35 protein-coding genes are annotated in these 26,100 nt (G+C 36.8%); 20 read left to right on the plus strand and 15 right to left on the minus strand.

Going from position 1 to position 26,100, the window contains the following annotated elements; all coding sequences use genetic code 11:
- Nucleotides 1-77 precede the first annotated feature (77 nt).
- Nucleotides 78-569, minus strand: a complete 492-nt coding sequence (locus CZ490_RS01670) for a YajQ family cyclic di-GMP-binding protein (protein WP_077617249.1) — start codon at nt 567-569, stop codon at nt 78-80.
- Nucleotides 570-730: 161 nt separating this feature from the next.
- Between CZ490_RS01670 and CZ490_RS01675 the strand changes: the two genes are divergently transcribed.
- A complete protein-coding gene (locus CZ490_RS01675; RefSeq protein WP_077617250.1) occupies nt 731-1,594 on the plus strand; it encodes a CvfB family protein in 864 nt (287 codons plus the stop codon).
- Between the two features lie 166 nt (nt 1,595-1,760).
- Here the strand turns inward: CZ490_RS01675 and CZ490_RS01680 are convergent, their stop codons facing one another.
- Both CZ490_RS01680 and CZ490_RS01685 read right to left on the minus strand, forming a co-directional pair.
- On the minus strand, nt 1,761-1,892 hold the full coding sequence (locus CZ490_RS01680) for a DUF3941 domain-containing protein (protein WP_077617251.1): 132 nt from the start codon (nt 1,890-1,892) through the stop codon (nt 1,761-1,763).
- Nucleotides 1,893-1,963: 71 nt separating this feature from the next.
- Complete coding sequence (locus tag CZ490_RS01685) at nt 1,964-2,821, minus strand: DegV family protein (RefSeq protein WP_077617252.1); 858 nt, start codon at nt 2,819-2,821, stop codon at nt 1,964-1,966.
- Nucleotides 2,822-2,984: 163 nt separating this feature from the next.
- Between CZ490_RS01685 and CZ490_RS01690 the strand changes: the two genes are divergently transcribed.
- Nucleotides 2,985-3,827: a YitT family protein gene (locus CZ490_RS01690; RefSeq protein WP_077617253.1), complete on the plus strand. Its 843-nt coding sequence runs from the start codon at nt 2,985-2,987 to the stop codon at nt 3,825-3,827.
- A 49-nt stretch (nt 3,828-3,876) separates the two neighbouring features.
- The gene (locus tag CZ490_RS01695; protein ID WP_077617254.1) at nt 3,877-4,755 is read left to right on the plus strand and encodes a BsuPI-related putative proteinase inhibitor; all 879 of its coding nucleotides are present in this window, start codon (nt 3,877-3,879) and stop codon (nt 4,753-4,755) included.
- Nucleotides 4,756-4,807: 52 nt separating this feature from the next.
- Here CZ490_RS01695 and CZ490_RS01700 read toward each other — a convergent pair whose 3' ends face one another.
- The 3 genes from CZ490_RS01700 to CZ490_RS01710 form a co-directional block, all read right to left on the minus strand.
- Nucleotides 4,808-5,005: a DUF3813 domain-containing protein gene (locus CZ490_RS01700; RefSeq protein ID WP_077617255.1), complete on the minus strand. Its 198-nt coding sequence runs from the start codon at nt 5,003-5,005 to the stop codon at nt 4,808-4,810.
- Between the two features lies 1 nt (nt 5,006).
- Nucleotides 5,007-5,156 (minus strand): competence protein, encoded by a 150-nt coding sequence (locus CZ490_RS01705; RefSeq protein WP_077617256.1) that lies wholly within the window; start codon nt 5,154-5,156, stop codon nt 5,007-5,009.
- Nucleotides 5,157-5,828: 672 nt separating this feature from the next.
- On the minus strand, nt 5,829-6,650 hold the full coding sequence (locus CZ490_RS01710; protein ID WP_077617257.1) for a Cof-type HAD-IIB family hydrolase: 822 nt from the start codon (nt 6,648-6,650) through the stop codon (nt 5,829-5,831).
- A gap of 141 nt (nt 6,651-6,791) precedes the next feature.
- Between CZ490_RS01710 and yjfP the strand changes: the two genes are divergently transcribed.
- Nucleotides 6,792-7,562, plus strand: coding sequence for an esterase (yjfP, locus tag CZ490_RS01715; protein ID WP_077617258.1), 771 nt, complete (start codon nt 6,792-6,794; stop codon nt 7,560-7,562).
- Nucleotides 7,563-7,626: 64 nt separating this feature from the next.
- On the opposite strand, the gene CZ490_RS01720 is transcribed toward yjfP, so the two are convergent.
- From CZ490_RS01720 to CZ490_RS22230, 7 genes are all read right to left on the minus strand, one after another.
- Entirely contained in the window at nt 7,627-7,935 is a 309-nt protein-coding gene (locus CZ490_RS01720; protein ID WP_077617259.1) for a metal-sulfur cluster assembly factor, read from the minus strand.
- Between the two features lie 77 nt (nt 7,936-8,012).
- Nucleotides 8,013-8,312, minus strand: a complete 300-nt coding sequence (locus CZ490_RS01725; RefSeq protein WP_077617260.1) for a metal-sulfur cluster assembly factor — start codon at nt 8,310-8,312, stop codon at nt 8,013-8,015.
- Nucleotides 8,313-8,324: 12 nt separating this feature from the next.
- Nucleotides 8,325-9,566 carry a hypothetical protein gene (locus tag CZ490_RS01730; RefSeq protein ID WP_077617261.1) on the minus strand — a complete coding sequence of 414 codons (1,242 nt, stop codon included), beginning with the start codon at nt 9,564-9,566 and terminating at the stop codon, nt 8,325-8,327.
- A gap of 14 nt (nt 9,567-9,580) precedes the next feature.
- Nucleotides 9,581-9,787 carry a DUF2249 domain-containing protein gene (locus CZ490_RS01735; RefSeq protein WP_077617262.1) on the minus strand — a complete coding sequence of 69 codons (207 nt, stop codon included), beginning with the start codon at nt 9,785-9,787 and terminating at the stop codon, nt 9,581-9,583.
- Nucleotides 9,784-10,035 (minus strand): DUF2249 domain-containing protein, encoded by a 252-nt coding sequence (locus CZ490_RS01740; protein WP_077617263.1) that lies wholly within the window; start codon nt 10,033-10,035, stop codon nt 9,784-9,786. Before CZ490_RS01740 ends, CZ490_RS01735 begins: the two co-directional genes overlap by 4 nt.
- A 110-nt stretch (nt 10,036-10,145) precedes the next feature.
- On the minus strand, nt 10,146-10,835 hold the full coding sequence (locus CZ490_RS01745) for a Crp/Fnr family transcriptional regulator (RefSeq protein ID WP_077617264.1): 690 nt from the start codon (nt 10,833-10,835) through the stop codon (nt 10,146-10,148).
- Between the two features lie 159 nt (nt 10,836-10,994).
- A complete protein-coding gene (locus tag CZ490_RS22230) occupies nt 10,995-11,138 on the minus strand; it encodes a hypothetical protein (protein WP_159439892.1) in 144 nt (47 codons plus the stop codon).
- Between the two features lie 193 nt (nt 11,139-11,331).
- Here CZ490_RS22230 and CZ490_RS01750 point away from each other — a divergent pair, with 193 nt between their 5' ends.
- The 4 genes from CZ490_RS01750 to CZ490_RS01765 all read left to right on the plus strand — a co-directional run bounded on the left by CZ490_RS01750 (nt 11,332) and on the right by CZ490_RS01765 (nt 14,133).
- Nucleotides 11,332-11,562 carry a DUF2249 domain-containing protein gene (locus CZ490_RS01750; RefSeq protein ID WP_077617265.1) on the plus strand — a complete coding sequence of 77 codons (231 nt, stop codon included), beginning with the start codon at nt 11,332-11,334 and terminating at the stop codon, nt 11,560-11,562.
- A 140-nt stretch (nt 11,563-11,702) separates the two neighbouring features.
- Nucleotides 11,703-12,308 carry a molybdenum cofactor guanylyltransferase gene (locus CZ490_RS01755; RefSeq protein WP_159439893.1) on the plus strand — a complete coding sequence of 202 codons (606 nt, stop codon included), beginning with the start codon at nt 11,703-11,705 and terminating at the stop codon, nt 12,306-12,308.
- Between the two features lie 119 nt (nt 12,309-12,427).
- Nucleotides 12,428-12,721 (plus strand): DUF5316 family protein, encoded by a 294-nt coding sequence (locus CZ490_RS01760; protein ID WP_077617267.1) that lies wholly within the window; start codon nt 12,428-12,430, stop codon nt 12,719-12,721.
- A 290-nt stretch (nt 12,722-13,011) separates the two neighbouring features.
- The gene (locus CZ490_RS01765) at nt 13,012-14,133 is read left to right on the plus strand and encodes a TIGR04053 family radical SAM/SPASM domain-containing protein (protein WP_077617268.1); all 1,122 of its coding nucleotides are present in this window, start codon (nt 13,012-13,014) and stop codon (nt 14,131-14,133) included.
- Between the two features lie 63 nt (nt 14,134-14,196).
- Here the strand turns inward: CZ490_RS01765 and CZ490_RS01770 are convergent, their stop codons facing one another.
- Nucleotides 14,197-14,901 (minus strand): Crp/Fnr family transcriptional regulator, encoded by a 705-nt coding sequence (locus tag CZ490_RS01770; RefSeq protein ID WP_077617269.1) that lies wholly within the window; start codon nt 14,899-14,901, stop codon nt 14,197-14,199.
- 171 nt (nt 14,902-15,072) lie between these two features.
- Between CZ490_RS01770 and modB the strand changes: the two genes are divergently transcribed.
- The 5 genes from modB (at nt 15,073) to CZ490_RS01795 (ending at nt 19,142) form a co-directional block, all read left to right on the plus strand.
- Nucleotides 15,073-15,726, plus strand: a complete 654-nt coding sequence (gene modB, locus CZ490_RS01775; protein ID WP_077617270.1) for a molybdate ABC transporter permease subunit — start codon at nt 15,073-15,075, stop codon at nt 15,724-15,726.
- Between the two features lie 133 nt (nt 15,727-15,859).
- Nucleotides 15,860-16,384: a cupredoxin domain-containing protein gene (locus CZ490_RS01780; RefSeq protein ID WP_077617271.1), complete on the plus strand. Its 525-nt coding sequence runs from the start codon at nt 15,860-15,862 to the stop codon at nt 16,382-16,384.
- Between the two features lie 12 nt (nt 16,385-16,396).
- Nucleotides 16,397-17,884 carry a cbb3-type cytochrome c oxidase subunit I gene (locus CZ490_RS01785; RefSeq protein ID WP_077617272.1) on the plus strand — a complete coding sequence of 496 codons (1,488 nt, stop codon included), beginning with the start codon at nt 16,397-16,399 and terminating at the stop codon, nt 17,882-17,884.
- Nucleotides 17,874-18,482, plus strand: coding sequence for an SCO family protein (locus CZ490_RS01790; RefSeq protein WP_077617273.1), 609 nt, complete (start codon nt 17,874-17,876; stop codon nt 18,480-18,482). The genes CZ490_RS01785 and CZ490_RS01790 overlap by 11 nt, the downstream gene beginning before the upstream one ends.
- A gap of 9 nt (nt 18,483-18,491) precedes the next feature.
- Nucleotides 18,492-19,142, plus strand: coding sequence for a hypothetical protein (locus tag CZ490_RS01795; RefSeq protein ID WP_077617274.1), 651 nt, complete (start codon nt 18,492-18,494; stop codon nt 19,140-19,142).
- A 64-nt stretch (nt 19,143-19,206) separates the two neighbouring features.
- Here CZ490_RS01795 and ric read toward each other — a convergent pair whose 3' ends face one another.
- A complete protein-coding gene (gene ric, locus CZ490_RS01800; protein ID WP_077617275.1) occupies nt 19,207-19,914 on the minus strand; it encodes an iron-sulfur cluster repair di-iron protein in 708 nt (235 codons plus the stop codon).
- Nucleotides 19,915-20,103: 189 nt separating this feature from the next.
- Between ric and CZ490_RS23140 the strand changes: the two genes are divergently transcribed.
- The 7 genes from CZ490_RS23140 (at nt 20,104) to argJ (ending at nt 26,096) form a co-directional block, all read left to right on the plus strand.
- The gene (locus CZ490_RS23140; protein ID WP_077617276.1) at nt 20,104-21,066 is read left to right on the plus strand and encodes a methyl-accepting chemotaxis protein; all 963 of its coding nucleotides are present in this window, start codon (nt 20,104-20,106) and stop codon (nt 21,064-21,066) included.
- A gap of 59 nt (nt 21,067-21,125) precedes the next feature.
- Nucleotides 21,126-22,394 (plus strand): molybdopterin molybdotransferase MoeA, encoded by a 1,269-nt coding sequence (locus CZ490_RS01810; protein WP_077620904.1) that lies wholly within the window; start codon nt 21,126-21,128, stop codon nt 22,392-22,394.
- Nucleotides 22,379-22,891 (plus strand): molybdopterin-guanine dinucleotide biosynthesis protein B, encoded by a 513-nt coding sequence (gene mobB / locus CZ490_RS01815; RefSeq protein ID WP_077617277.1) that lies wholly within the window; start codon nt 22,379-22,381, stop codon nt 22,889-22,891. Before CZ490_RS01810 ends, mobB begins: the two co-directional genes overlap by 16 nt.
- Nucleotides 22,888-23,361 (plus strand): molybdenum cofactor biosynthesis protein MoaE, encoded by a 474-nt coding sequence (locus CZ490_RS01820; protein ID WP_077617278.1) that lies wholly within the window; start codon nt 22,888-22,890, stop codon nt 23,359-23,361. Before mobB ends, CZ490_RS01820 begins: the two co-directional genes overlap by 4 nt.
- Nucleotides 23,358-23,591, plus strand: coding sequence for a molybdopterin converting factor subunit 1 (gene moaD / locus CZ490_RS01825; protein WP_077617279.1), 234 nt, complete (start codon nt 23,358-23,360; stop codon nt 23,589-23,591). Before CZ490_RS01820 ends, moaD begins: the two co-directional genes overlap by 4 nt.
- Nucleotides 23,592-23,762: 171 nt before the next feature.
- Nucleotides 23,763-24,803: an N-acetyl-gamma-glutamyl-phosphate reductase gene (argC, locus tag CZ490_RS01830; RefSeq protein ID WP_077617280.1), complete on the plus strand. Its 1,041-nt coding sequence runs from the start codon at nt 23,763-23,765 to the stop codon at nt 24,801-24,803.
- A gap of 63 nt (nt 24,804-24,866) precedes the next feature.
- Nucleotides 24,867-26,096 (plus strand): bifunctional ornithine acetyltransferase/N-acetylglutamate synthase, encoded by a 1,230-nt coding sequence (argJ, locus tag CZ490_RS01835; protein ID WP_077617281.1) that lies wholly within the window; start codon nt 24,867-24,869, stop codon nt 26,094-26,096.
- Nucleotides 26,097-26,100: the final 4 nt, after the last annotated feature.

The following is a 26,100-nucleotide window of genomic DNA, read 5'->3' on the forward strand; positions in this document are numbered from 1 at the left end:
TTAATATAAAAGCATATATGTTCTTTAATTCATTATGGAATCGAAAAAAACAGCGGTACTTGTCCGCTGCCTTTTATCTATCTGTAGTTTATAAACTGAACATCAATCGGTAAATCAGCTTCGCGTACAGCGTTGATGATTTGTTGTAAGTCATCTCTGCTTTTACCTGTGACACGCACCTGATCATCCTGAACCTGACTTTTTACTTTTAGTCCACTGTTTTTGATAATTGTGTTAATTTTTTTCGCGTTATCTTTGTCAATACCTTGAATAAGCTTTGCCCGTTGACGGACAGTACCACCAGATGCATTTTCAATTTTTCCATAATCAATGTTACGTGTTGCAACTCCACGCTTGATCATTTTACTAATAAGTACATCCTTTAATTGCTCAAGTTTGTATTCATCGTCTGAGACAAGGACAAGTTCTTCCTTATCTAAAGTGATGTCACTTTTACTCCCTTTGAAATCATACCGATTTTGTATCTCTTTCTTCGCAATACTAATTGCATTTGTCACTTCAGGCAAATCAACCTTTGACACTATATCGAATGAGCTTTCCTTTGCCATTGCCAACCTCCAAAAATAAGTTTATTTTCCTTGATTATAGTCAATGTTAGCAATTAGGACAACTTTTTCCAAAAGTATACTAGTAAATGATGGGCAAAAACGTCTATACTATGTAAGACAATAGCAATTAGCTAAGCACAAAAGAAAGAGGGCTTTAATAAATGAATGCATTAGAACCAGGAACGGTTGTAACTTTACGTGTTGATAGAGACGCTCCATTTGGCTACTTTTTAACAAACGGTGAAGATGAAGTTTTGTTACATACAAACGAAATTGAAGATGGATTTGATCCTGAAGGGGACGTAACGGTTTTTCTGTTTCAAGATCACCAAGGAAGACTAGCAGCCTCAATGAAAATACCAAAAGTTCAAATTGATTCCTATGATTGGGCTACCGTAGTTGAAACCAAACATGACTTAGGAGCTTTTGTAGATATCGGTATAAGTAAAGATATACTGGTCTCAAAGGATGACTTACACGAAGTATGGGATCTGTGGCCAGAACCAGGTGATCAACTATATGTTTCGTTACGAATAGATAAAAATGGGAGACTATTTGGAAAACTTGCGACGGAAGATGTCATTCGCTCCATATCAAAACCAGCGACCCGAAAGGACTTTAATAAAAACATTACTGGAACGGTATATCGGTTGTTAATGGTTGGGTCATTTATGATTTCGGAGGAAGGTTACCTCGGCTTTATTCATGAAAGCGAGCGGACAAGAGAGCCTAGAGTAGGGGAGAAGGTACAAGGCCGAATTATTGATGTAAAAGATGATGGTACCGTAAATGTTTCCCTATTGGGCAGAAGCCATGAAATAATGGGAGATGACGCAAGTAAAATCTATCAGTATCTTGAGAGTCGTGGTGGTGCAATGCCATACTGGGATAAGAGTACACCCGATGATATCTCAGCTAGATTTGAAATGAGTAAAGCCGCATTTAAACGTGCCCTTGGTAAGCTAATGAAAGAGGGGAAAATCTACCAAGAGGACGGTTGGACGTATTTCAAAAAAGAAGAGTAAATGAAAACGCATCGGTTGTAAATGGCCGATGCGTTTTATTATGATGTCTAGCCCCAGTGCCAAGCCAATCGAGGTCATAAGCCAATCCGTCAAGAAGGTCAAAGAACAACCTTCTCGCCGTATCGTCCTATGCTTGTTAGGACTGAACAAGGGACTTGCGCTTTTCCTATAAATGATCTGTTTTCTTTGAATACTGATGTTTGCCAGCCTTACGATTCTTTTCTCTCATCATGTTTTTTTCATGGCGTAGAGCATTATTATCTTGGGCTTTTTTATCATTATCACTTGTTCTTGGCATAATTAAACACTCCCTTCAATCCTTTCAATTTTAGGATATCCAGTCGTTTTTCAAACTATGTAAGATCAGCTTTAAGGCAATTTGTTTAAAAAGAAAACCGAAATAGTTCCAGGTCCTACATGTGAACCAATTGCAGCACCAATCATGTTAACATAGAATGATTTACATCCGAATTTTTCTTCAAATACTTTCTGTAATTCAAGAACTTCAGGCTCAGCATCGGCATGGCTAATCCCAATTGTCTGTTTTGATAAATCTGTGCCGCGTTCAGTCATAAGCTCAATAATTCGTTTGTACACTTTCTTTTTACCACGAATTTTTTCAAGAGGAATAAGTTTTCCGTCTTCCATATTTAATAGTGGCTTAATATTTAGAAGTCCACCTACAAATGCAGAAGTTTTACTAATTCTTCCCCCGCGCGCTAAATATTCTAAATCATCAACAGTAAAAAGATGCTCCATGTGAGTGCTATAAAATGTTGCTAGGTTTACAACTTCATCTTTTGTAGCACCGCTAGCGGCGAGTTCCGCAGCCGCTTTTACAACCAACCCTTGTCCAAGTGATGCACATTTTGTATCAATAATTGTTAAATCTAGGTCAGGGTACTCTTCTTTCACTTCTTCACTCATCATTACTGCCGTTTGATAGGTTCCTGACAATTGCGATGAAAAAGCAATGTAGACTGCAGATTGTTTCTCTTTTGCAATTTCAGTGAAAACCTCTTTAAAACGATGAGGAGAAACCTGAGATGTTTTTGGAGCACTTCCTTTTCGCATTGCGTCAAATACAGTTACAGGTTCAATTGTCGCAATATCTTCATAGTCATTGCCATCTAGATGAACTCCTAAGGAGAGTAAGGTTACATTGTTTTCTTCAAAAAAATGACGTGGTAGGTCACTCCCACTGTCTGTAAGAATTTTAACGGTCAAATGTCTCACCTTCTTTTCATTGGTCAAGTGTGTTTGAAAATAAACATACTTAAAGTAAGTGTAGCGAGTATTGGATAAAATTACAACAAGTGTGGGAAAATTTTGTATGACTACTTTTTTATAAAAAGGAAGAAAAGAATGCAGTTCCAGGAGGACTAGTTGAATGGTATCACGAGAAATAAAAAAAATACTTATCGTCATGTTTGGAGCATTATTAAATGCAGTGGCCTTAAATCTGTTCTTAATACCGGCAGATGTTTATTCTTCAGGCTTTACAGGTATTTCACAATTGTTGTTTAGAATTCTTGGTGACTATACGCCATTACATATTTCAACCGGTGTAATCTTATTGTTATTAAATATACCTGTTGCGATACTAGGTTGGAGAAAAGTTGGGAAGTCATTTACGCTTTATAGTTTTATTTCTGTTGCGTTAACAACACTGTTCTTATCCATTATTCCCCTTGAACGTATTTCGAATGACATCTTACTCAATGCGGTTTTTGGTGCTGTCATACAAGCAATTGGGATTGGTCTCACTTTAAAGTGGGGGGCGTCAACAGGGGGCTTAGATATCATTGCCCTTGTATTATCAAGGTCGAAGGATAAACCGATTGGCACCTATATATTTACATTAAATGGTTTAATCATACTTACAGCTGGTTTTTTATTTGGCTGGGAAAAAGCCCTTTATACACTTGTGGCCTTGTATATTTTAACAAGGGTTATCGATACGGTCCATACGAGTCATGTAAAAGTAACTGCGATGATTGTTACAAAGAAATCAGATGAAATGAAACAAGCCATTCATTCAAAGCTTGTGAGAGGAATTACACTGATACCTGCAAAAGGAGCATTTTCAAGTGAAACAAAGGACATGCTAATGATTGTTTTAACACGATACGAATTATATGATTTAGAGCGGATCATTCAGGAAGTGGATCCCCAAGCATTTACGAATATCGTACAAACAATTGGGGTTTATGGATTATTTCGTAAAGAATAGTAACTTTTTTAATGGAGCTAACGACAAATAAGTTAAAGGGGTGACAAACATGAGAAAATGGCTTCTAGTAGCCTTAGTATTTGTAATGAGTTTATTTATCATTTCAGGATGTGGAACAACATCGACAGAAGATGCTCATCCAGTGAATTCAGGTGGCGGTGAAAAGGTAGAGGCAGAAACACCACCAGAAGAACAGGAAAGCGAAGAACCTGGAGGTGCTGAGAATATGGTAGAAAAGCTTCAAACAAATCTTTCTATTAAAACAGATGATAACGAAGCAATTTTTACTATCTCATTAAAAAACACGGGTGACAAACCTGTGAAAGTGACCATTCCGGGAGGTCAAAAATATGAAATTGTTGTAAAGAATGCAAATGGAGATGAAGTATATCGCTATTCAATCGATAAAATGTTTATTCAATCTATCGAGGAAATGGAACTCCAACCAGGTGAAGAAAAAGTCTGGGAAGAACCGTGGGATTATACAACAAATGATGGCACAAGACTTGCTGCAGGTGAATATAAAGCAAACGTATTTCTTACTGCATCCGAGGTAAATGGCCAAAAGATTGAAAGTAATACACTGCAAACCGAGCAAAGTTTTACTATCCCTGAAGAAGGGAATACTGCATTCCGCAAAGTTCAAGTCCTTGGTGAAAATGGAGAATATACGGTATCAGGGGAAGTACGCGTGTTTGAGGCATCATTCTTCTATGCAGTCGAGGATGGACATGACTATGTGATCCCCGAGACTGTACAAATGGCTTCAGAAGGAGCACCGTCATGGGCACCGTTTGAAATTAAAATCTCAATACCAAAAGAAAAGTTACCGAAAAATGGAGCTTTAATTCTTCATCTTTATGAAAGAAGTGCAAAAGACGGCTCTATCACTAATCTGTATCACGCGAAACTTCAACAATTTCAATAAAAAGGGGAAGGGTCAGACTTAGCGTCTGACCCTTTTTGCAATTGCCAGCTGGCTACTGCAGTTGATCTAGTTCATTTTGTAGTTCGCGGAGTTGCTCTTTTTCGGCTGTTGTAGAGTTAGCATATGCAGATGAAAGAGCATTTTTTGCAACCGAAATAGCATCCTGTAAGGAAGTATCACTTTGACCCGCACTTGATAATTTTGCTATTTCAACGGTTTCACGGGCTTTTTGGAACAAACGGTTTCCCATGTTAAATTCCTCCAAGTGATGAATTTTCGACATTTCGCTCTTTCTTTTCTTCTGCTTCAGCTAGAGTTGAACGGTAAGGAAAGCGCTGAGAATGTTGTTGAACAGCATCTGCACCTTGATGAACAAATCGTTTTGATTTATTACTACCCATCCGTAAATTCCCCCTTTAACAGCTTAAAAAGAAGTGCTTTCTAGAAGCACTAGTACTATTGTTTGAAATTTAAGAGTGGGTTATATCAGGTAATTATTTCTGAATGAAATGGAACTGCATTAGTAAATGAGTTATTGATTTAGTAAATGAAGACATCGTCCCCGTGAATGAGGAGAATCAGGGTTACCAGCGGTAATCATCCTTGATTATGGATAAAAATAGGAGAAAGCAAACCAGGAAAGGCTGTAATCATCCTCAAAAATGGATAAAAATAGGAGAAAGCGAACCAGTAAAGGCGTTAATCATCCACGCAAATGGATAAAAGTAGGAGAAAGCGAACCAGCAAAGGCGTTAATCATCCACGCAAATGGATAAAAGTAGGAGAAAGCGAACCAGTAAAGGCGGTAATCATCCACGCAAATGGATAAAAGTAGGAGAAAGCAAACCAATAAAGGCGGTAATCATCCTCGCAAATGGATAAAAATAGTAGAAAGCGAACCAGCAAAGGCGTTAATCATCCTCGCAAATGGATAAAAATAGTAGAAAGCGAACCAGCAAAGGCGTTAATCATCCACACAAATGGATAAAAATAGGAGAAAGAGAACCAGTAAAGGCAGTAATCATTCTCATAAATGGATAACATATAAAAAAGAACCAGTAATCACTGGTCCCCTAGTCATTGCCTCCTAATTTGAGTACTTCTTCTAAATATAGGGCAATGCCGTCTTCTTCGTTTGTTAATGTTACATGGTTTGCGATATTTTTAAGCTCATCTATCCCATTGCCCATCGCAATTCCATGGCCAGCATATTCAATCATTTCCAAATCATTGTCTTCATCTCCGAAAGCAATAATCCTGTCTTGTGGAATTTGAAAATAGTCTGCGACTTTTTGAATGCCAACAGCTTTATTTAATCCAGACTTTACAATTTCGATCACATGCCAAGGTGCAGCCCATTTGCGATGATCGACTACTTCAGCATGTATTTCAGTAAGGTATTTACGGATTTTTTCAGCTTTTTCTTCGTCAGGGTGAATCAGCAGAGAAGTCGGGTTATGTTTTAAAATCTTTCGTAAGTCCCCAGTTTCAATATTCGGTTTTCCCATACCGAAAATGTCTAGCATTGATTCATCGTGAAAATGAAAATATACATCATCTATCACTTCTGCCAAAATATTTTTCACACGAAGTTCATCAGCAACTTCAACAATTTCTTTAACTGTTTTTAAATCAAGCGTGTCGTGATAGACACCCCAATTCTGATCAAGCGGGTGGTGGACAAAGGCCCCATTAAAATTCACGATTGGTGTTGTAAGACCGAGCTCTTGATAATACATGGAACTTGAGCGAAAAGGTCTTCCGGTCGCAATCATAATTGCATGGCCTGCTTGTTTTGCTTTTTCCAAAGTAGTTTTGGTTTTATTCGAAATGGTTTTATCGTCTTTAAGCAATGTACCGTCTAAGTCAAGTGCAATTAAGTGTTGTTTTGTCATAACAATCCCCTTTGTCCCTTTTATCCTTACTTAACCAGATATTAGAAAAATCGTCAATGCAAAGTCAAAGTTTTTAGAAAAACTTAAAATAAATGTTACACTATAGAATAGTTAAGTTCTTACTAAAGGAGTACATACAAGATGATTACTGTTGAGAAAAAGAAGTATGCCGAAATACCAGTTTTACATATTGTGAAAAATCAACTAAAAGATGACAAACTGCCGCTAATCCTATTTGTTCATGGATTTGGTAGTGCGAAGGAGCATAATCTTCATTATGCCTACTTATATGCTGAAGAGGGATTTCGTGTTGTGTTACCAGAGGCTGACTTTCATGGTGAGCGGGACCAAGGTCTTAACGAACTTGAAATGAACTTTAAGTTTTGGGATATTGTCATAAATGAAGTTAAGGAACTACAAATTATAAAGGATGAATTAAGCGACCAAGGGTTAATCGATGAAGCTAGAATCGGGGTTGCTGGAACTTCAATGGGGGGAATTGTTACATTAGGTGCATTAACGCAATACCCATGGATAAAAACAGCTGTAAGCTTGATGGGAAGCCCTTATTATGAAGAATTTTGCCGAGGGCAAATAGAAGCGATGAAGGACAACGATATTGATATCCCACTTTCAAATGAAGAACTAGATGAGTTGTATAGAGAACTGAGAAACTTCGATCTTACTCTTCAACCAGAAAAGCTAGATGGAAGACCATTATTATTTTGGCATGGTGAAAGAGACAAGGTAGTACCATTCCGCTATACGTATGACTTTTATCAAGATATAAAACCTCTTTACAAGGATAATCCAGAAAATATTGCCTTCATTGTTGATACAACAATGGATCATAAAGTGAGTAGAGAGGGTTTACTTGCATCAGTTGATTGGTTTAAAAAGCATTTATTATAAACATAAAGAACGTGTCGCAATTGACACGTTCTTACCAATTTTAGAAGCTTGCGCAATTATTTTTTTATCGAATTCCTAATGCGATTTTTGCGTAACGGCTCATCATGTCCTTGTTCCAAGGTGGATTCCAAACGATGTTCACATCTACATCTTTTACCTCAGGTAACTCGGTTAGAACACGTTTAACGTCCATTGCAATAGTACCGGCGAGTGGGCACCCCATAGATGTTAGTGTCATTGAAATTTGAGCGACGCCCTCATCATTCATATCAACATCATATACAAGTCCTAGGTTAACGATATCAATTCCTAATTCAGGGTCGATTACTTGCTCAAGTGCACCTAACATATTTTCTTTTAAAGCTTCATCCATTTGTAAACTCTCCTTTCGAGAAATAGCTTATCTAAAGTATAACGAAACATAGTAAGAAAGTGAAATGCGATGACTTATTAACTGCGTAGTTGCTTCATTGCTTCTGCTGACATGCGATCTGGAGACCAGGCAGGATGCCAAACCATTAATACCTCAACATCATTTACTTCATCAAGATATGCTACAGAGTGCTTCACACCGCTTGTAATACTATCGTGTAATGGGCAACCAGGTGTTGTTAATGTCATTTCAATATATACATTATTATTTTCTTTAATTTCAATTTCATATATTAGTCCTAAATCGACAACATTTATATTTAATTCAGGGTCAATTACTTGTTTTAACTGATCAATGATCTTTTCTTTTAATTCCATTCTCATTCTCCCTTATTTAAAAAGTACCTTGATAATGCTATAGCTAAAAAATATGATCGAAGCGACAACAAAACTTTGACCGATAGAGAAAATTAGCAAATGACCGGTTGCTATCGATAAAACGACAATTAAGCATCCAGCTACGAATCCTGAGAATATAGGAATTGCCACTTTCTCGTCAATCATTTGCTTTAAGGTAGGTACATCCTTTTTTCCAATAAGCTTGCTGTATCGGTGTGTCCACCAGAGAAACGGGATAATTTTATATAGATAACCGAGAATACTACAAGCAATCCACAAAAAGATGTAAAGAAAAATAAGGACACCGTACATTTCATATAATCCAGGTAAAAATGAGAGAATTACAGCCGAAAAGTGAATAATTAAACCGAAACCTATTGCAATTAACGAGAATAAAAATGGTTTATCAAGCTTTTTCTTTAATCTAACCTTGATGATGGTGGTAATGTGGTAAGAAAATATAGCAAAACCGGTGAACAGGAGGGTCATACCAACCTGTAACAATAGATAATTCTCCGTCATGAAGCTAGAAATAGTAACAATCAGCCCACTAGCATACATTATATAGACCCATTTAGCTGGCTTCATTGAAAAACCATGTGCTAGTGAAAACATCGGGACCATCTTATAAGAAAATCCAAATATTAAGAACGTAAACCAGCCAGCAACACCAAGTAGAATATGACTTTTTAAAACTGCAATATGATTCAAGTTCGCAATTCCCATACCTAAATTCATGATTAACAATATACCAAGTGTAATCGTTACTAATAAACAGATTAGCGCACTACCTACCAACACGGTTAGAATATTTTTTTTTGCTTGCTTTTTCATTGTCATAAACATTTGGACGATAAATAGCAGAATCCCAACTAAAGCTAGTAGGCCGGTAAAAATAGATATTGTTGGTGAAAAGGAAAGAGTGATACCGAATCCACCAAATCCAAACGCTGTAATCCAAAACTGAATAAACCCAAATTTCTCACTCCAAATCGGAGTTAGAAATGCTACGGGGACAAGCTGGTACATAGCGCCCATCGCAACCATTAATGCCCATCCAAGTATAAGTAAATGGGCCGAAGAGAGAAGGGCGGGTGTTCGAAAATTTCCGTCAATCACCATATGACCATTAAATAATAGGATTACTTGGGATGCGACTAAGGCCACGACACTAAAGATAATAAATGAGAATGGCAGCCTTATATCTGTTTCATTCGATAATTGAGGCATCATTTACAAGCAGCTCCTTATTTCGTAATCTCAATTTTAAAGCCGCCATCAGGATGTGGTTCAGTTGTATGCTTAAGTCCAAGTTCATCAAGCTGTTCGTATAAGAACATTGGTCGACGATCATTGATAATCGTCAAAGTATCACCTTTGTTTAAACACTCGAGAGCTTTCAGTGTTCTCATCATTGGTGTAGGAGGTTCAAGTCCTCGATTATCAAGTTTCATTCTTTTGCACCTCTTTTGGTAAAGGTAACCTTCCAATGTTTTTTATCAATTTGCTCTGCTTCATTTGAGAATCCCTTTGCTTTTAAAATTGGAAATAAAGGTGTAGGCTTAAAAGGTGCATGTAAAATAAAGACATCTCCATCCTGAAGAGGTTTAACTGCTTCCATAATCTTTTGAAATGGTTCGATTTTATTTTTTAGGTCTTCCCTAACATCTACTTCTACAATATTTGATTCAACTTGACTCATTATGAGTGCCCCCTTTGAAAATGTTTAACTTAATGATAATCATTTTCAATCAGGAATGATGTGACATGAATCACAATATCTATAAATTTGTACCCCAGATTAATTATTCCTTAAAAGATTTCATCATGTAACTTCATATGGTCTAATAGGTAATATCCATCCGGAGTCAAATCCACAATTTGTTTCTTTTTCAATACAGAAATTGTACGACTCACAGACTCGCGTGTGGTTCCAATCATGTTAGCAAGTTCACGATTTGTAAAATGGGTTGTAAGCTTGAACCGAGTCCCTATCTTTTCACCATTGCTTCTACATAAACGGAGCAAGAGCATTATTATTTGTTCTTGCGTATTTAATAAGATTTGTTCCTCCAACCGCTTTTGCAGGTCAATTATTTTTTCACCAAGAACTTTAAAAATTTTGATGCAAAGTTCTGGGTTTTTAAGTAAAATTTCTTCGAATTGATCAATAGGGGTAAAGATAATGTTTGTGTCCTCGATTACTTCAGCATGGGCAGGATATCCACCCTTTCTGAAGAAGCCAGCATGTGGGAACATTTCGCCTGCTTCAAGCACTGAAACAATTTGTTCCTTACCGTGCATATCAGACTTGTAAATCTTGACCTTTCCAGATTGTATGAAGAAGACACGATCAAGTGGATCATCTTGCATAAAGATAAACATTTTTTGTTTATATAATCGTGATTGAGATATATCAACAATTGGTTCGAGTTCTTCTGTTGTTAATTCCCGAAATAAGGGAACTCCTTTCAATTGTTCACGAATGGATGGTAGTCCCATCATCCTCACTCCTTGTACTAGTTAACTATGATTGATATCTCCATTTTTAGTGTAGCAATATTACTTTTTTAAACTGTGATTTATATCATACCTAGTGAGTAATACAATTAATGTTCAAAAATTAGACACAAAAAAACCAGGAGTTATTTCTCCTGGTAGTTAATCGTTGGTCTCTTCCGCACAATCAAAACAAAGAATTCCTTGTTTATCTTCTGATACGACTCCGTTAATGAATCCATCCAAACAATAAATTTCTTTTTTACATACGATACAAGTACTTACAAGTTCCTTCATCCAATTCACCCCGTTACACCTTTTAAACTCTACTAATAAGAGCTAGATAAGAGATTTATGTGGTATATATAGAATTTCTTTTATTATCGCATACAATTCTAGACATATGATTAAAAACATAACTACATAGTGATAAGATTCACTTCATCTTGTGTTGGGTGTAGTTACAATGGAGCCATAAAACATAAGGAGGAAGATTAATATGGTATTTGCAGCGAAAGTAAACGCACCAGATTACGCACCGAAGGATAAGCATCCTACTATATTTAGAACATTTGACAGTTTACAACCAGGTGAAATCATGGAGCTATCAAATGACCATGACCCAAGACCACTACAATACCAATTTATGATGGAGCGTGGCAATGCTTTCACTTGGGAATACCTCGAGCAGGGCCCAGAAGTATGGCGAGTTGCAATTGGTAAGAAATAACTAATTTTTATTCCTCAAACTACTGACAGTGTAGACAAAGTTGCTTTAGCTTTGTCTACATTTTTTTTGTAAAAGATTCTGTTTGGAAGACCGTTAATTTCATGCTACGATGTAGAAAAAGGAAAAAGGGATGTTTAATTATGAATCAACCAAAGGTGACTGGAATTGTTTTGGCGGGTGGAGAATCAAGAAGATTTGGAAGTCATAAAGCATTTGCAAAACTTCATGATAGGGAATTTTATGATTATGCAATTGACGCATTGGATAAGAACGTGAGCCAGCTTTACCTTGTAAGTCATCCTGATTTAGAAGAAGAGTTCCAAAACCGAACAACCGCAATAATAGTACAAGATCTACCAGAATTTAGAGGGGACGGACCACTTGCTGGTATATATACAGTCATGCAGAAAACCATGTCGGATTGGTTTGTAGTATTACCTTGTGATACACCTTTTGTTACAAATAATCTAATTAAGCAGCTTATCTCCTTCACTAATGATAAGAACATCGACGCGATTGTTCCCGTTATCAACGAAAGAAAGCAACCTCTTATAGCCGTTTATCATTCTAGAGTATCCGAAAAAATTGAAAAAATGCTTATGGACAAAAATCTAAAGATGAGTAGTTTACTTGCTGAATGCAACGTTAAATACGTGACAAATCAAGAATTACAATTCCAAGATATGGAGTTTGAGAATATCAACAATATAAGTGAATACGAAAAATTACAACAAAAGCCAATTTAAGGTCCGTACAAGTGGGCACAAATTGGCTTTTGTTTTAAATTTCATAGCTCATTCACTCATAATTTTCTGAAAAGTACGATAAAATGATAATATGAAGTCTTTGGAAGGAGGGATATTACTTGAGAGTAGGCTTGATTCTAGGTATATTAACCTCTGGTCTTCTATTGATAATAGGTTTGTCTACTCAACAATTTGAAACGTATTCTGTTATTTCGGGGACACTTGGGATTATCTGTTTTTTGCTTGCAGGAATCGTATCTGATGCTTTAACAGGCGAGGACCGGATTAGGTCGAATTATTTCTCAGAAAATAAAAAAAATCATAAAAAAGGAATCCGGTGTTCGTATTTATTCTTCCTCTTGGGGGCTCCGAACCTACTAGTAGCTGTAGTGTTAACCCTCAATTACATTTAAAATCCTTCAATTTAAATATTCTTCAATTTTCACTCACGAAATTAATGATAAGATTCAGGTGACTTGATTAGGATTATACGCAGTGCTCGTATAATGTTCATCATCTCTGTCAGGTCGGCAAGAGACTCTAAAGTTTGGAACAGGACTGCCTGTCTAAGCTGGAATTATAGCACCTTTCACTTTTCCCATTTGTGAACAATTTTAAACACCTCCGTAACCTGTGATGTACCTCACATTATTCACTTATTTATAGTGTTAAAATGTGGGCATTAACAAGGGAGGTTTGCCTCATGTTTGAAAGAGACTATAATAAGGATCCATTTATTGTCATTTGGGAGCTTACAAGAGCTTGCCAATTAAAGTGCCTACATTGCCGCGCAGAGGCACAGTATACCCGAGACCCACGAGAGCTTTCCTTTGAAGAGGGGAAAAAGCTAATTGACCAAATATATGAAATGAATAATCCGATGCTTGTATTTACTGGTGGAGATCCCTTGATGCGCCCGGATGTCTATGATATTGCGGATTATGCAATTAAAAAAGGTGTACGTGTATCAATGACTCCAAGTGCAACACCAAATGTTACAAAAGAAGCAATTGAAAAAGCCAAGGAAGTTGGCTTAGCACGTTGGGCTTTTAGTCTAGATGGTCCAAACGCTGAAATTCATGACCATTTCCGCGGTACAAAAGGATCTTTTGATTTAACGATGAAAGCCATTAAATATTTACATGAACTTGAAATACCTATCCAAATCAATACGGTAATTTCACGCTATAATGTCCATGCGTTAGATGAAATGGCAAAATTAGTTGAGGATCTTGATTGTGTACTATGGAGTGTCTTTTTCCTTGTACCCACTGGACGTGGAAAGGACACCGATATGATATCTCCAGTTGAACATGAAAAAGTGTTCCGCTGGTTATATGATCTAAGTAAACGTGTAAAGTTTGATATTAAAACAACGGCTGCTCAGCATTATCGTCGTGTAGTTATTCAATCAAAAATGCGTGAAACAAAAGAGATGGAAAAACAAATTCAATATGCAGATGCGCTAATGCAAGGTAAAACAGGGCAAATAGATGGACTTGGCAGAGCGCCACAAGGGGTAAACGATGGTAATGGGTTTGTCTTTATCTCTCATATTGGAGATGTGTTCCCAAGTGGCTTGTTACCAGTAAAAGCAGGGAATGTCCGTGATACACCATTAGCTGAAATTTACCGTGAATCACCAATCTTTAAAGATTTACGTAATCCAGATAAATATAAAGGGAAATGTGGAGTTTGTGAATTTAGGCATGTATGTGGTGGCTCACGTTCCCGTGCTTATGCTATGACTGGGGATTACATGGAGAGTGAACCATTCTGTGTATATATCCCAGAAGCAATGCGTAAGAAGGAAAAGACTTTGTAAATTAAAAAAAGTGGAGAAAAGAGACCCATGGAGAGCCCCATGGGTCTTCGTATTTAGACAGGCTTATTCAATACTACAATATTTAGCAGGGCATTCCTCACACTGAATTTCTTTCTTTATGTAATCTAAGTCGTGTATTGTAATATATCCTTTTGAAACGGTAATGATCCCTTTTTCTCTTAAATCATGGAGCATCCGATTTACGCTTTCTCTTGTTGTAGCACAGAAGTTAGCGAGTTCTTGGTTTGTTAAATGTAGGTCGATTAGAATTCCGTTATCCTTTTGAATACCGTAGCTATTTGTCATTCTAATTAGGGTTGAGTACATGGCTCCTTTTTTACCTAACAAAACAAGATCTCTAAACTTTGTTTGAGTTTTTCGGAAATGATCACTCATCCATTTCATGAATTCAAATGCAAGGGATGTATTTTCAAAGAGTCTTCTCTCCAACTCATCCTTTTGAATCACTGCAATTTTGCTATCCTCTAAAATTCTGCAATCAAAAAGATATTTTGGTTCGTCTGTAAATAGTGTCAATTCGCCTACAATCTCATTTTGACTGCAAATCCGCAATGATAATTCATTTCCATCAGATGTACCTTTGCTTACTCTAACACGTCCTGAAAGAATGAGATAGAGTTCGGAAGACTTCATACCTTCCCGGAATAAATATTTTCCCTTTTCCATATGAATGACATGGTTGGCTGACTTTAAAAGCTCGTTTAATTCGTTTGAAAGTGTTGGCTTTTCTAATGTCGTTGGACCCATAGTTACCACCTTCCTAAGCAGGAATGCTATAATTAGTTCTATATAAATCATATAATGTATACCAGTTAGTAGGTGTAAAATAAATCACACTTATGTCATAATTGGTGCAGGAATAGTAGATTAAATAGCTTTATGCATTTTTGAACATTTTTTAACAATTGAGGTCTAATGATGGATTACACTTTTTGGGCACCTATAAAACTATCAATATCTATTGCAATAACGGCTGGCTTACTTGTTTTACTTCTTGGTTTGATTTTAGGTAAATGGATGGCACATAGGCGTTTTAAAGGGAAGTTATTTATTGAGACTTTTTTAATGTTGCCATTAGTACTGCCACCTTCAGTTGTAGGCTTTTTATTAATTGTGATATTCGGAAGAAATAGCTTTATCGGATCAATAATTGAAAAATTAACTGGTCACTCCATCATGTTTACTTGGTGGGCTGCAGTGATTGCTGCAACGGTTGTTGCTTTCCCACTCATGTACCAATCCGTAAAGACTGGATTCCAATCCGTAAATCCTGATATTGAGGATGCGGCGAGGACGGATGGAGCAAGTGAATTCAATATTACTTTATTTGTTTCGATTCCATTAGCGATAAAAGCGATTGTAACAGGATTTATTTTAAGTTTTACAAGAGCGCTAGGAGAATTTGGAGCAACATTAATGTTTGCTGGTAACATACCAGGAAAAACTCAAACATTGCCTACTGCTATCTATGTAGCGATTGATAGTGGAAATATGGAATTGGCTTGGCTCTGGGTTATAACAACGATATTCATTTCGTTTCTCATGCTAGCATCAACCTACTTAATTAAGTAAACATAAAAAGACACATTCTTGACAAGAATGTGTCTTTTTATGTTTTTTAATCACTTTGTGACAAACTTAACAGATTTAAGCCAAGGCAATATGTGACAATTCTGGTGAAAATAGAAATTAGGAGGGGGATCCTTTGTACCAAACAGCAGCTTGGTATCTATCCATTATTTTAATAACTTTAATTACCGTGATTTTTATTACAGTCGTATTAAAAACAAATAAACGAAGAGAGTATGAATCGATTCAGAAAAAATGGTACCGCTTTAGAACTTTTTATTTCATCGTATTAGTAGTTGTATTTGGTACGGCCACGTATTTTACACTTCAAGATCTTCCGTTTGAAAGACCCGTATATGGTCAAGAGGAAAATCCAGTAATTGTTGATGTAGAAGCAATTCAATTTGGGTGGAATATGAGCAAAACGGAATTTAAAGTCGGTGAACCTATCGAGTTTGATGTTACAAGTTCTGATGTTAACCATGGATTTGGTATCTATGACGTAGACATGAATTTATTAGCCCAAACTCAGGCGATGCCGGATTATACAAACACTGTATACTACACTTTCACAGAGCCTGGTACGTATCAAATTTTATGTATGGAATACTGTGGACTTGCACACCATGTCATGATTGGTGAAATTGTTGTAACAAATTAAAGGAGGGTAACAATGTCTACTAATCTTCAAGTTGGAGGGACACATACCTCCGGAAAAAGAACAATTACAATGTATTTACTAACAGGAAGTCTGATAATTTTAGCAATGATGATATTTGGGGTCTTGATGCTTCTTGCTCAAGGGAAAATGATTAATATAGACCCAGGTTTTTTTTATGAGATTATGACAGTCCATGGAACCGGTATGATTGGTGCAGCTGCGTTATCTGCAGCAGCTGTTATGTGGTACTTCCTTAGTAAATATGTTCAATTAAGTAAAAACATTTTAATTTTGAATTTCTTTACCTTCATCTTTGGAGTAGTAATGGTGTTGGTAGGTATCTTTGGATTTGATTTTGCAGGTGCATGGACCTTCTTGTATCCTCTACCAGCAATTTCGGCTGCTGGCTGGGGAGTAACGGGAGCTGCTCTATATCTAGGGGGTATGCTAATACTAGGTGTGGGGTTTTTACTACTAAATTTAGATGTTGCCAGAGCGATTATTAAAGAATACGGAAGCTTAGGTGGAGGTCTAGGGTGGTCAATTGTTTTTGGTAAAGAAAAAGGCTATGGTCCACCACCTGCTGTAGTAGCAAGTACAATGGTTGCAATTGTAAATACAACGGCATTAATTGCAGGTGCAACAGTGCTGATTATGAACCTTATTAATCTATTTATACCATCAATTTCAATCGATCCAATGCTTGCAAAAAATCTAACATATGCGTTTGGACATATATTTGCAAACTCCATTATTTACATGGGCGTTATTGCAGTTTATGAGATTTTAGCAACTTATACAAATCGTCCTTGGAAAGCAAATCGTCCTTTCTTAATTGCGTGGAATTGTTCAACATTATTTACGATTACAATTTATACTCACCATCTGTTGATGGACTTCTCTTTACCGAAGTGGATGTTAATTGTTGGCCAAGTGTTATCTTATGCAAACGGGTTACCCGTATTAGTCGTTACAGCTTATGGGGCACTAATGATTGTCTATCGATCAGGTATTAAGTGGGACATTGCTTCATCATTTATGTTTCTATCGATGTTTGGTTGGGTCGTTGGGGTAGTACCAGCGATTATTGATGCAACAATCGTTGTCAACCATGTAATGCATAATACAAAATGGGTTCCAGGACATTTCCATATGTACATGGGATTAGGTGCAACCGCTATGCTATTTGGTTTTATGTATTACCTGATAAAAATAAGTGGAAAAGAAAAGGATTCAGCACTTGATCCAATTAGTTTCTGGGTGTACATTATGTTTTTCCTAGGATTATGTGGATCCTTCCTATACTCCGGAAAGGTAGGGGCACCTAGAAGATGGGCAGAGCATTTCCAAGAGTGGGTTTCTTATGACCGCATTGGAGCAATTTTTGGAATCTTTATCGTTCTTACCGTATTAACATTCATTATTCGTTTTTGGAACTATGCAAGATCAATAAATGGTAAGGATCAGGTAAAGACAGGACAAAATCGCCATGTTGCGTAAAAGTGTTGGAATTCTATTTGCACTAGTAGCGGGTCTCTCATTGCTATGGGTAGGTACAGATGGATTTCGTGCTTTTACAGCAGAGAAAGCAAGGATAATAGAATTAGAGAGGGAGCAGCCGAAGCTCCCTACTGCTACATTAATTGATTCAAATTCACAATCCTTCCAGTTACAAGAATTAGCGGGGAAGTACGTACTTTTGACCTTCATGTATACTACTTGTGGGGACGTTTGTCCCGTATTAGAACGAAATTTTGCTGAAATCTATGAACGTATTCCAGAGACGATTCTAGGAAAAGATGTTGTTTTAGTGAGTATCAGTTTCGATCCCGAGCATGATTCTCCAACAGTCTTACAATCATACTCAGACCATTTTGGAGCTGATGGAAATCAGTGGAAGATGGCGACAATTCAAGATGAGAAAGAACTACAGAGTGTATTAGATACGCTTGAAGTCATTGTTATACCAGATGAATATGGTGGGTATGAACATAATTCTGCATTTTATGTGATTAATCCTGAAGGTAAACTAACAAATATCTTTGATTATCAAACTCCGTTAGCGGTTGTGGAATATTTAGATAACTTTCTATTTTAGAGGTGAAATATGCACCGTTATCCTTTTTTATTTTTTGGGCTACTTTTATTTCTAATCGTTTCAATCCCGAATGTAAAGTCTTTGTTAGAAGAAAACATGGTCGGTACGATGCTTATACAATACCCTTTGTTAGTCGGAAGTGGATATCTTCTAGCGAAGGGATTTCCAAGAAGATGGCGAGGCTTTTTCTTGTATTTCAATGAAAATGGAATTGCAGGGATAGTATTCACGATATGTGTTGTAGGGTTTTGGATCTTGCCACGGTCAATTGATTCGGCATTGAATAATCCAATTATGGAAATTGCAAAATATGGTAGTTTATCACTACTCGCAGGGGTGTTTTTATCTTATAGCTGGCAGTTGCTTGGCCCAATTAGTAAGTCTTTTATTTGGGCAAATCTTATCTCAATGATTTTTGTAATGAGCTGGCTTTATTCAGTGTCACCAGCAAGACTTTGTAATAATTATCTTGTGACAGCACAGCAAGAGCTAGGAAAAGCAATGTTTATTTTAGGACTCGTGATATGCATGTTATTTATAGGGAGAGTTTTTGTTGGGAAAACGGTATTTAGCGAGCCTCCAAAGAAGAGCAATAGGAATTGTATGAGCGTGAAAATAGCATCTAAGGATGTTAATGAGGGGTTAATGCGAAAAAATTGAGCTGAAATGATTTCAGCTCAATTTACTTTGTACATAGTAATCTATTGCAACGCGCAGTAAATTTTTATTCTCCAGCTGCTGCTCTCGGGAATAGAATATTATTTTCTAAATGAATATGTTCAAAAAGGTCTGATTCGAGAGCTTCTAATCGTTGGTAAACAAGACGGTATGTTCCGCATGCACCGACTGGAGGCTGGAAATCATTCGTAATAGCGCGAATTTCTTTAATAATTCTACCTGCCTCATCGTGATCGTCCTCTAATTCTGCTACATGCTTCTTCACAAATTCATGATTTTCTTGTGTAGGTTCTTTTTCAAATCTAACAATAAGTGGGAATGATTCGGCTTCCTCTTTGATTGTATGTTGTTCAAGCTCTACCTTTAATTGATTAAATAGGGAATGAACTCTAGCAAGATGTTGATGATTACCGCCATGTACTCGTAGTACCTTTGTTACATATGGACTTAATTGTGGAAGTTCTTCATTTAAATAACGGTGATGTTTATTTATAATATGGTCAATTAGTTCGGAATAACTTGCTGCCTTCCAATCTACTGTTTTTTCAGTTAGATCCTTCATGTCTTGATATAAAGTATTTAATTTTTCTAGAACCTCGTCTTTTGGTAAGTTTCTTTCCTCAATGGCATCTATAAGTGGTCGGTTACCGCCACAGCAAAAATCAATTCGAAGTTTTTTGAATAGGTCTCCAGCCTTTGGAAACTCTGTTACAATGTCTCCGATTATATGTTGTTCTGTAAAACTTTGCACCATGTTTTTTACCTCCTAATAAATAAACTACTTATAGCATATCTTTTTCAAATGAGAAATGAGGTGATACGTATCACACTCTAAAGAAAACCTTTAAAATCGGTTTAGTTTGTGACGAAAATCACAGGTTCAAATAGGTCAAGTTTGGTACGATTAAACAAATATAGATTGCTGCAAGGAGATGTCAGAACAATGTTTGTTCGTAAACAATATATAGATGTGCTTGAAAAGGAAAATGAACAAATAAAAATAGAAATGGAACAGTTAATAGAGCAAAGTGAACAACAGAGGGAAAATACAACTGCATTTTTCAAAAATTTTTACGAGGAACTTGTAGCAACAATTGAACAGCATGAGCATGTTAATGGGCAGCACCATATACTTGGAGAACTGGTGACCAAAATTAAATCCAAATTTGATAGAGTTGAAGAATTAAGTTTATTTTCCTTCGATAACTCGACAACATTATATAAAAATGGGCAATCATTGCTTTCTGCCGCAGAGGATATGGTTGGTAAATCAACCGAAGGTAAGGGTCAAGTATTAGAAGTTGAAACCATTATGAAAGAACTTGGTACACAATTACATGATACATCTAAAAAAATGAACCATCTTAACAGCCGTTCAAAAGAAATTGAGAATATTGTACAGGTGATTAAAGAAATAGCCGATCAAACTAATTTATTGGCTTTGAACGCTTCGATTGAAGCTGCTAGGGCGGGAGAACAAGGTAAAGGATTTTCAGTCGTTGCTGCAGAGGTAAGAAAATTAGCAGAAAGTACGGCGTCTAGCACCGAACATATTAGTTCTTTAACGAAAGCAATCCAAAAAGAAATTGATGAGTCCTTACAATCAACCACGAATAGTACAAACCTTGTTCTTTCAGGAGTGGAGGCAAGTACAAGCACGACAGAAAAATTCAATTATATTATGACTGTGATAAAGTCGGTACAGAAAGAGGTTCATCTTGTTCTGAACACAATTGAAGAGCAAAAAGTTTACTCTCAGGACGTAATGAATGAAATTTCACATACAAAAGGGTTATTTGATAATGCGAATAATTTAATTATCCAACATATTACGGATGCAAAAGTAGTAGATGATAAGCTTGAAGAAGGTATTATCCAGCTAAATGAAATCACTGCAAGAAAGTAGTGATTTCAACTAAAATATACTACAATAGGTAAAAAGAGTTAATGTGGAGTGAAAAAGAAATGGTTGAACGACGAACACCCATACCTGTTCCTGAAGCGGTAACACGGGTCATGAAATATGCTGGTTCAGGTATAAACGAATTAGTGCCAATTGATGCTAGTTATGGACGGTTTTTAGCAGAGGATGTGGTTGCAGTTCACGATGTACCTCATTTTGACCGTTCTCCTTACGATGGTTTTGCGATTCGAGCAGGGGATTCAGACGGAGCTGGACAAGACAATCCGGTTGAATTTGAAGTAATTGAAGAAATTGGAGCGGGGTCTGTTACCACAAAAAAGGTAGAAGCTTTTCAAGCTGTCCGTATTATGACAGGTGCTCAAATGCCTGTAGAATGTGATGCGGTTGTAATGCTAGAATTAACGTCTGAATTTGAACGTAATGGTAAGAAATATATGTCAATTAAAAGACCTTTTAAACCAGGAGATAATGTCTCGTTTCAAGGTGAGGACACTAAAAAAGGAACAGTATTAGTAGGAAAAGGAACATTCATCAACCCTGGTGTAAAGGCATTGTTAGCTACTTTTGGGTATCATCACGTCGAGGTTGCAAAGAAACCAGTAATCGGCATTTATGCTACAGGTACAGAGTTATTGGATGTTCATGAGGAACTTGTACCAGGAAAGATTAGAAACAGCAATGCTTATATGATAAGTGCGCAGATTGAAAGAGCAGGAGCAGAACCAAGGTACTTCGGAAAACTCTCAGATGATTTTGACCTCTGTTATGAGTCAATTAAAAAAGCGATAGATGAAGTTGATATTTTAATAACTACAGGCGGTGTATCTGTAGGAGATTACGACTATCTTCCTGCAATATACGAAAAATTGGGTGCCGAAGTATTATTTAATAAAATTGCGATGAGACCTGGAAGTGTGACGACAGTTGCACATCTAGATGGTAAGCTCTTGTTTGGATTATCTGGAAATCCATCAGCTTGTTATGTTGGATTCGAATTATTAGTTCGACCAGTAGTACGTACTAGGATTTTTTCGAAAAATCCTTATCTTTTAAAAATGAAAGCAATCCTCAATGCAGACTTTCCAAAACCAAATCCATTTACAAGGTTTGTTAGGAGTAAAGTCAGTGCTATTAATGGGAAAATTGTGGTCACACCAAGTGGTCTTGATAAATCAAATGTTGTTACCTCCCTTGCGGGTGCAAACGCATTTATGGTTTTACCTGGTGGAACTCGTGGGTTTGAAAAAGGTAATGAGGTCGACGTATTATACTTAGAAGAACAGGAAGGGAGTATATGGCCTTGGAATTAAGGTTTCCACTCCTGCAAATTGTTGGGTATCAAAATAGCGGAAAAACAACTTTAGTTGAGAAAATTGTAAAAAAAGGTACGGCGCAAGGAATTAAAATCGCTACCATTAAACATCATGGACATCAAAACAGTCTAGAAAGCCAGCGTATAGAAAAAGATTCCGCTCGACACTTTAAAGCGGGAGCGTTGGCAACAATTGTAGAAGGTGGTGGCAGTCTTCAGCTTGAAGCAAAGACATCTGGATGGTCTCTTGAGAAGCTCATTCAACTTTATGCCTTTTTTGAAAATGATATGATTATAATAGAAGGTTTTAAGTCAGCAGATTATCCTAAAATTGTGTTAATTAGGCATGAAAGGGATTTGGAACTGCTCAACTTATTGACTAATATTAGGGCTGTTATATCCTGGATTCCGATTCAGACAAATTTTCCCCTATTTCAAATTGATGAAGAAGAAAAATATGTAGACTGGGTCTTCAATAGTGAGGTAAATCAATGAATAACAATGCTTTTTTTAGGATTACAAAGGAACCTATTAATGTTGAAGAGGTCACGAACAAAGTAATTAGACGTGAGGCAGGTGCAGTTACAACCTTTATTGGTACTGTAAGAGAATTTACAAGAGGAAAGAAGACTCTATATTTAGAATACGAAGCCTATATCCCCATGGCCGAAAAAAAACTTGCGCAGATAGGAGCAGAGATTTCTGAGAAGTGGCCAGAAGCCAAAACAGCAATTACACATCGAATTGGCAGGTTGGATATTTCGGAAGCTGCTGTTGTTATTGCAGTTTCCACTCCACATCGTAAGGATGCCTATGCGGCAAATGAATATGCAATCGAACGGATAAAACAAATCGTTCCTATTTGGAAAAAAGAACATTGGGAAGACGGGGAAATGTGGATAGGCGATCAATTAGAAACAAAGCAATATGCAAATGGTCGACCTGAAAAGGAGGATCTCATATGATTACAATCTTATTTTTTGCCCATTTACAGGATTTAGCAGGAACAGACAGAATTACTTTAAAGGTAAATGATATTAAAGTTACAGCCTTGAAAAAATTACTAGCTAACGAACATGGAATAAACAATCTAGACGAGATTATGTTTGCTATTAATGAAGAATATGCAGTCGATGATGACGTTGTAAAAGCAGGAGATACAGTTGCTCTAATTCCACCAGTAAGTGGTGGTTGATTTTAAAATCAGCCACTTACTGGTGGTTTTTTTGTATCCTCCTTTAGCTCAAACGTATTTATTTTTTGTATAAAAAATTTAAACTATTTATAAAAATACAATTGATTTTATTTTTATACGGATTTATAATGATACATATTTCAAAAATTACGAAAACAAGAGGTGGATATATTGAAAGCGGCAATTATCGGGGTTACTGGCTATGGCGGAATTGAATTATTGAGGTTGTTATCAAATCACCCAGCGATAGACATACACTCTATTCATACTTCGTCACAGACAGGGATGAGGCTTTCAGAGGTCTACCCGCATGTTACTAATCTTGTGGAACTTTCATTAGAAGAAATTGATATTGCAAAGCTTGCAAATGAAGTGGATGTTGTTTTTCTTTCAACTCCATCAGGAATTTCAACAACTATTGTACCTGAACTGTTGAAAGAAAATGTAAGGATAATTGATCTTTCAGGTGATTATCGATTAAAAAATACAAGTGAATATGAACAATGGTATAAAAAGACAGCGGCTATACAGGAACATTTAAATAAAGCTACATATGGGCTACCTGAATGGCATATGAAAGACATACAGAATAGTAGATTCATATCAAATCCTGGGTGTTATCCAACTGCAACGGTACTTGGTTTAGCACCATTAGTAAAGAATAAACTAATTGATGAAAAGTCAATTGTTATTGATGCAAAATCTGGTGTTTCAGGAGCAGGGAAAAGTCCAACAAGAACGACACATTTTGCTGAAAGCAATGATAATTTTTCAATTTATAAAGTTAATCAGCATCAACATATACCTGAAATAGAACAGGTACTCCGAAGTTGGGATGAATCAATTCCCTACGTTACGTTTAGTACCCATTTAGTGCCAATGACTAGAGGAATCATGTCGACGATATATAGTAATAGTGCAGTAGATTCTTTAACACTTGATCAACTTTACGAACTATATAAAGAAAGTTACCAAGATGCTCCGTTTGTGAGAATTAGAGAGAAAGGGACTTTTCCTTCTACAAAAGAGGTTTATGGGACGAATTATTGTGATATTGGCCTTGCAATTGACAAAAGAACAAATCGGATTACGGTAGTATCTGTTATTGACAATCTAGTCAAGGGAGCTGCAGGGCAGGCTATCCAAAATGCAAATATCATGTTTGGTATTGAAGAAAATACGGGATTAAACTACGTACCATTATTTCCATAAAGAGTAGTGGTGGGTCATAAAGTCCCTTTTAAACACGCACATATAGAATTGGAGTGACTTTGCATGATTGATATAAAGGAAAATCAAATTTTAAAAGTCAAAGACGGATCTGTTATAACACCAAAAGGTTTTAAATCAGCGGGAGTTCATGCTGGATTACGTTATTCAAAGAAGGATTTAGGTGCAATCGTTTGTGATGTTCCGGCTAATGTTGCCGCCGTTTATACGCAAAGTCATTTTCAAGCGCCTCCTTTAAAGGTGACAAGAGAAAGTATTGCAGTTGAAAATAAATTGCAAGCAGTTGTAATTAATAGTGCATGTGCAAATGCATGTACTGGAGAACAAGGGTTATTAGATGCATACGAAATGAGAACTGAATCGGCAGCTCATTTTGGGCTTGAAGACCATCTAGTGGCAGTAGCTTCAACAGGTGTAATTGGTGAGTTATTACAAATGGATAAAATTAAAGCAGGGATTAAACAGCTAGAGCCAACGGATACCGCCGAGGCTGCAGAAGATTTTCAAACAGCTATTTTAACGACAGATTTGGTTATGAAAAAAGCATGTTACCAAACGACTATAGATGGCAAGACAATCACTATTGGTGGAGCAGCAAAAGGTTCTGGAATGATACATCCAAATATGGCCACGATGCTTGGCTTTGTAACAACCGACGCAAATATTGACTCAGCATCCCTTCAGACTGCAATGAAAGCTGTAACGGATGTAACCTTTAATCAGATTACAGTTGATGGTGAAACTTCAACAAATGATATGGTATTGGTTATGGCAAGTGGCATGGCAGAGAATAACCAACTTACTAGCGAACACCCTGAATGGGAGACGTTTACTGCGGCACTTCAATCAACCTTCGAGGATCTTGCTAAACAAATTGCCAAAGATGGTGAAGGAGCTACAAAGCTTGTTGAAGTAAATGTAACGGGTGCTTTATCGGATACTGATGCCCGTATTATTGCAAAAAAAATTGTTGGTTCAAATCTTGTGAAAACCGCCATTTATGGATCTGATGCGAACTGGGGAAGAATTATCGGCGCGATTGGACACAGTGCGGCAACGGTAAACCCTGATAAAGTTGATATTTCAATAGGAACAATACAAATGCTAAATGGAAGCCAGCCAGTGGCTTTCTCAGAAGAGCTTGCAAAAGAGTATCTTGAAGGAACTGACATTGTCATTCATGTAGATCTTCATCTAGGAGCTGGTTCTGGGACAGCATGGGGCTGTGACTTAACCTATGATTATGTCAAAATCAATGCAAGCTACCGAACGTAGGAGG

Origin of the sequence: Litchfieldia sinesaloumensis (assembly GCF_900156865.1) — a bacterium.
GTDB classification, from domain to species: Bacteria; Bacillota; Bacilli; order Bacillales; family Bacillaceae_L; genus Ferdinandcohnia; species Ferdinandcohnia sinesaloumensis.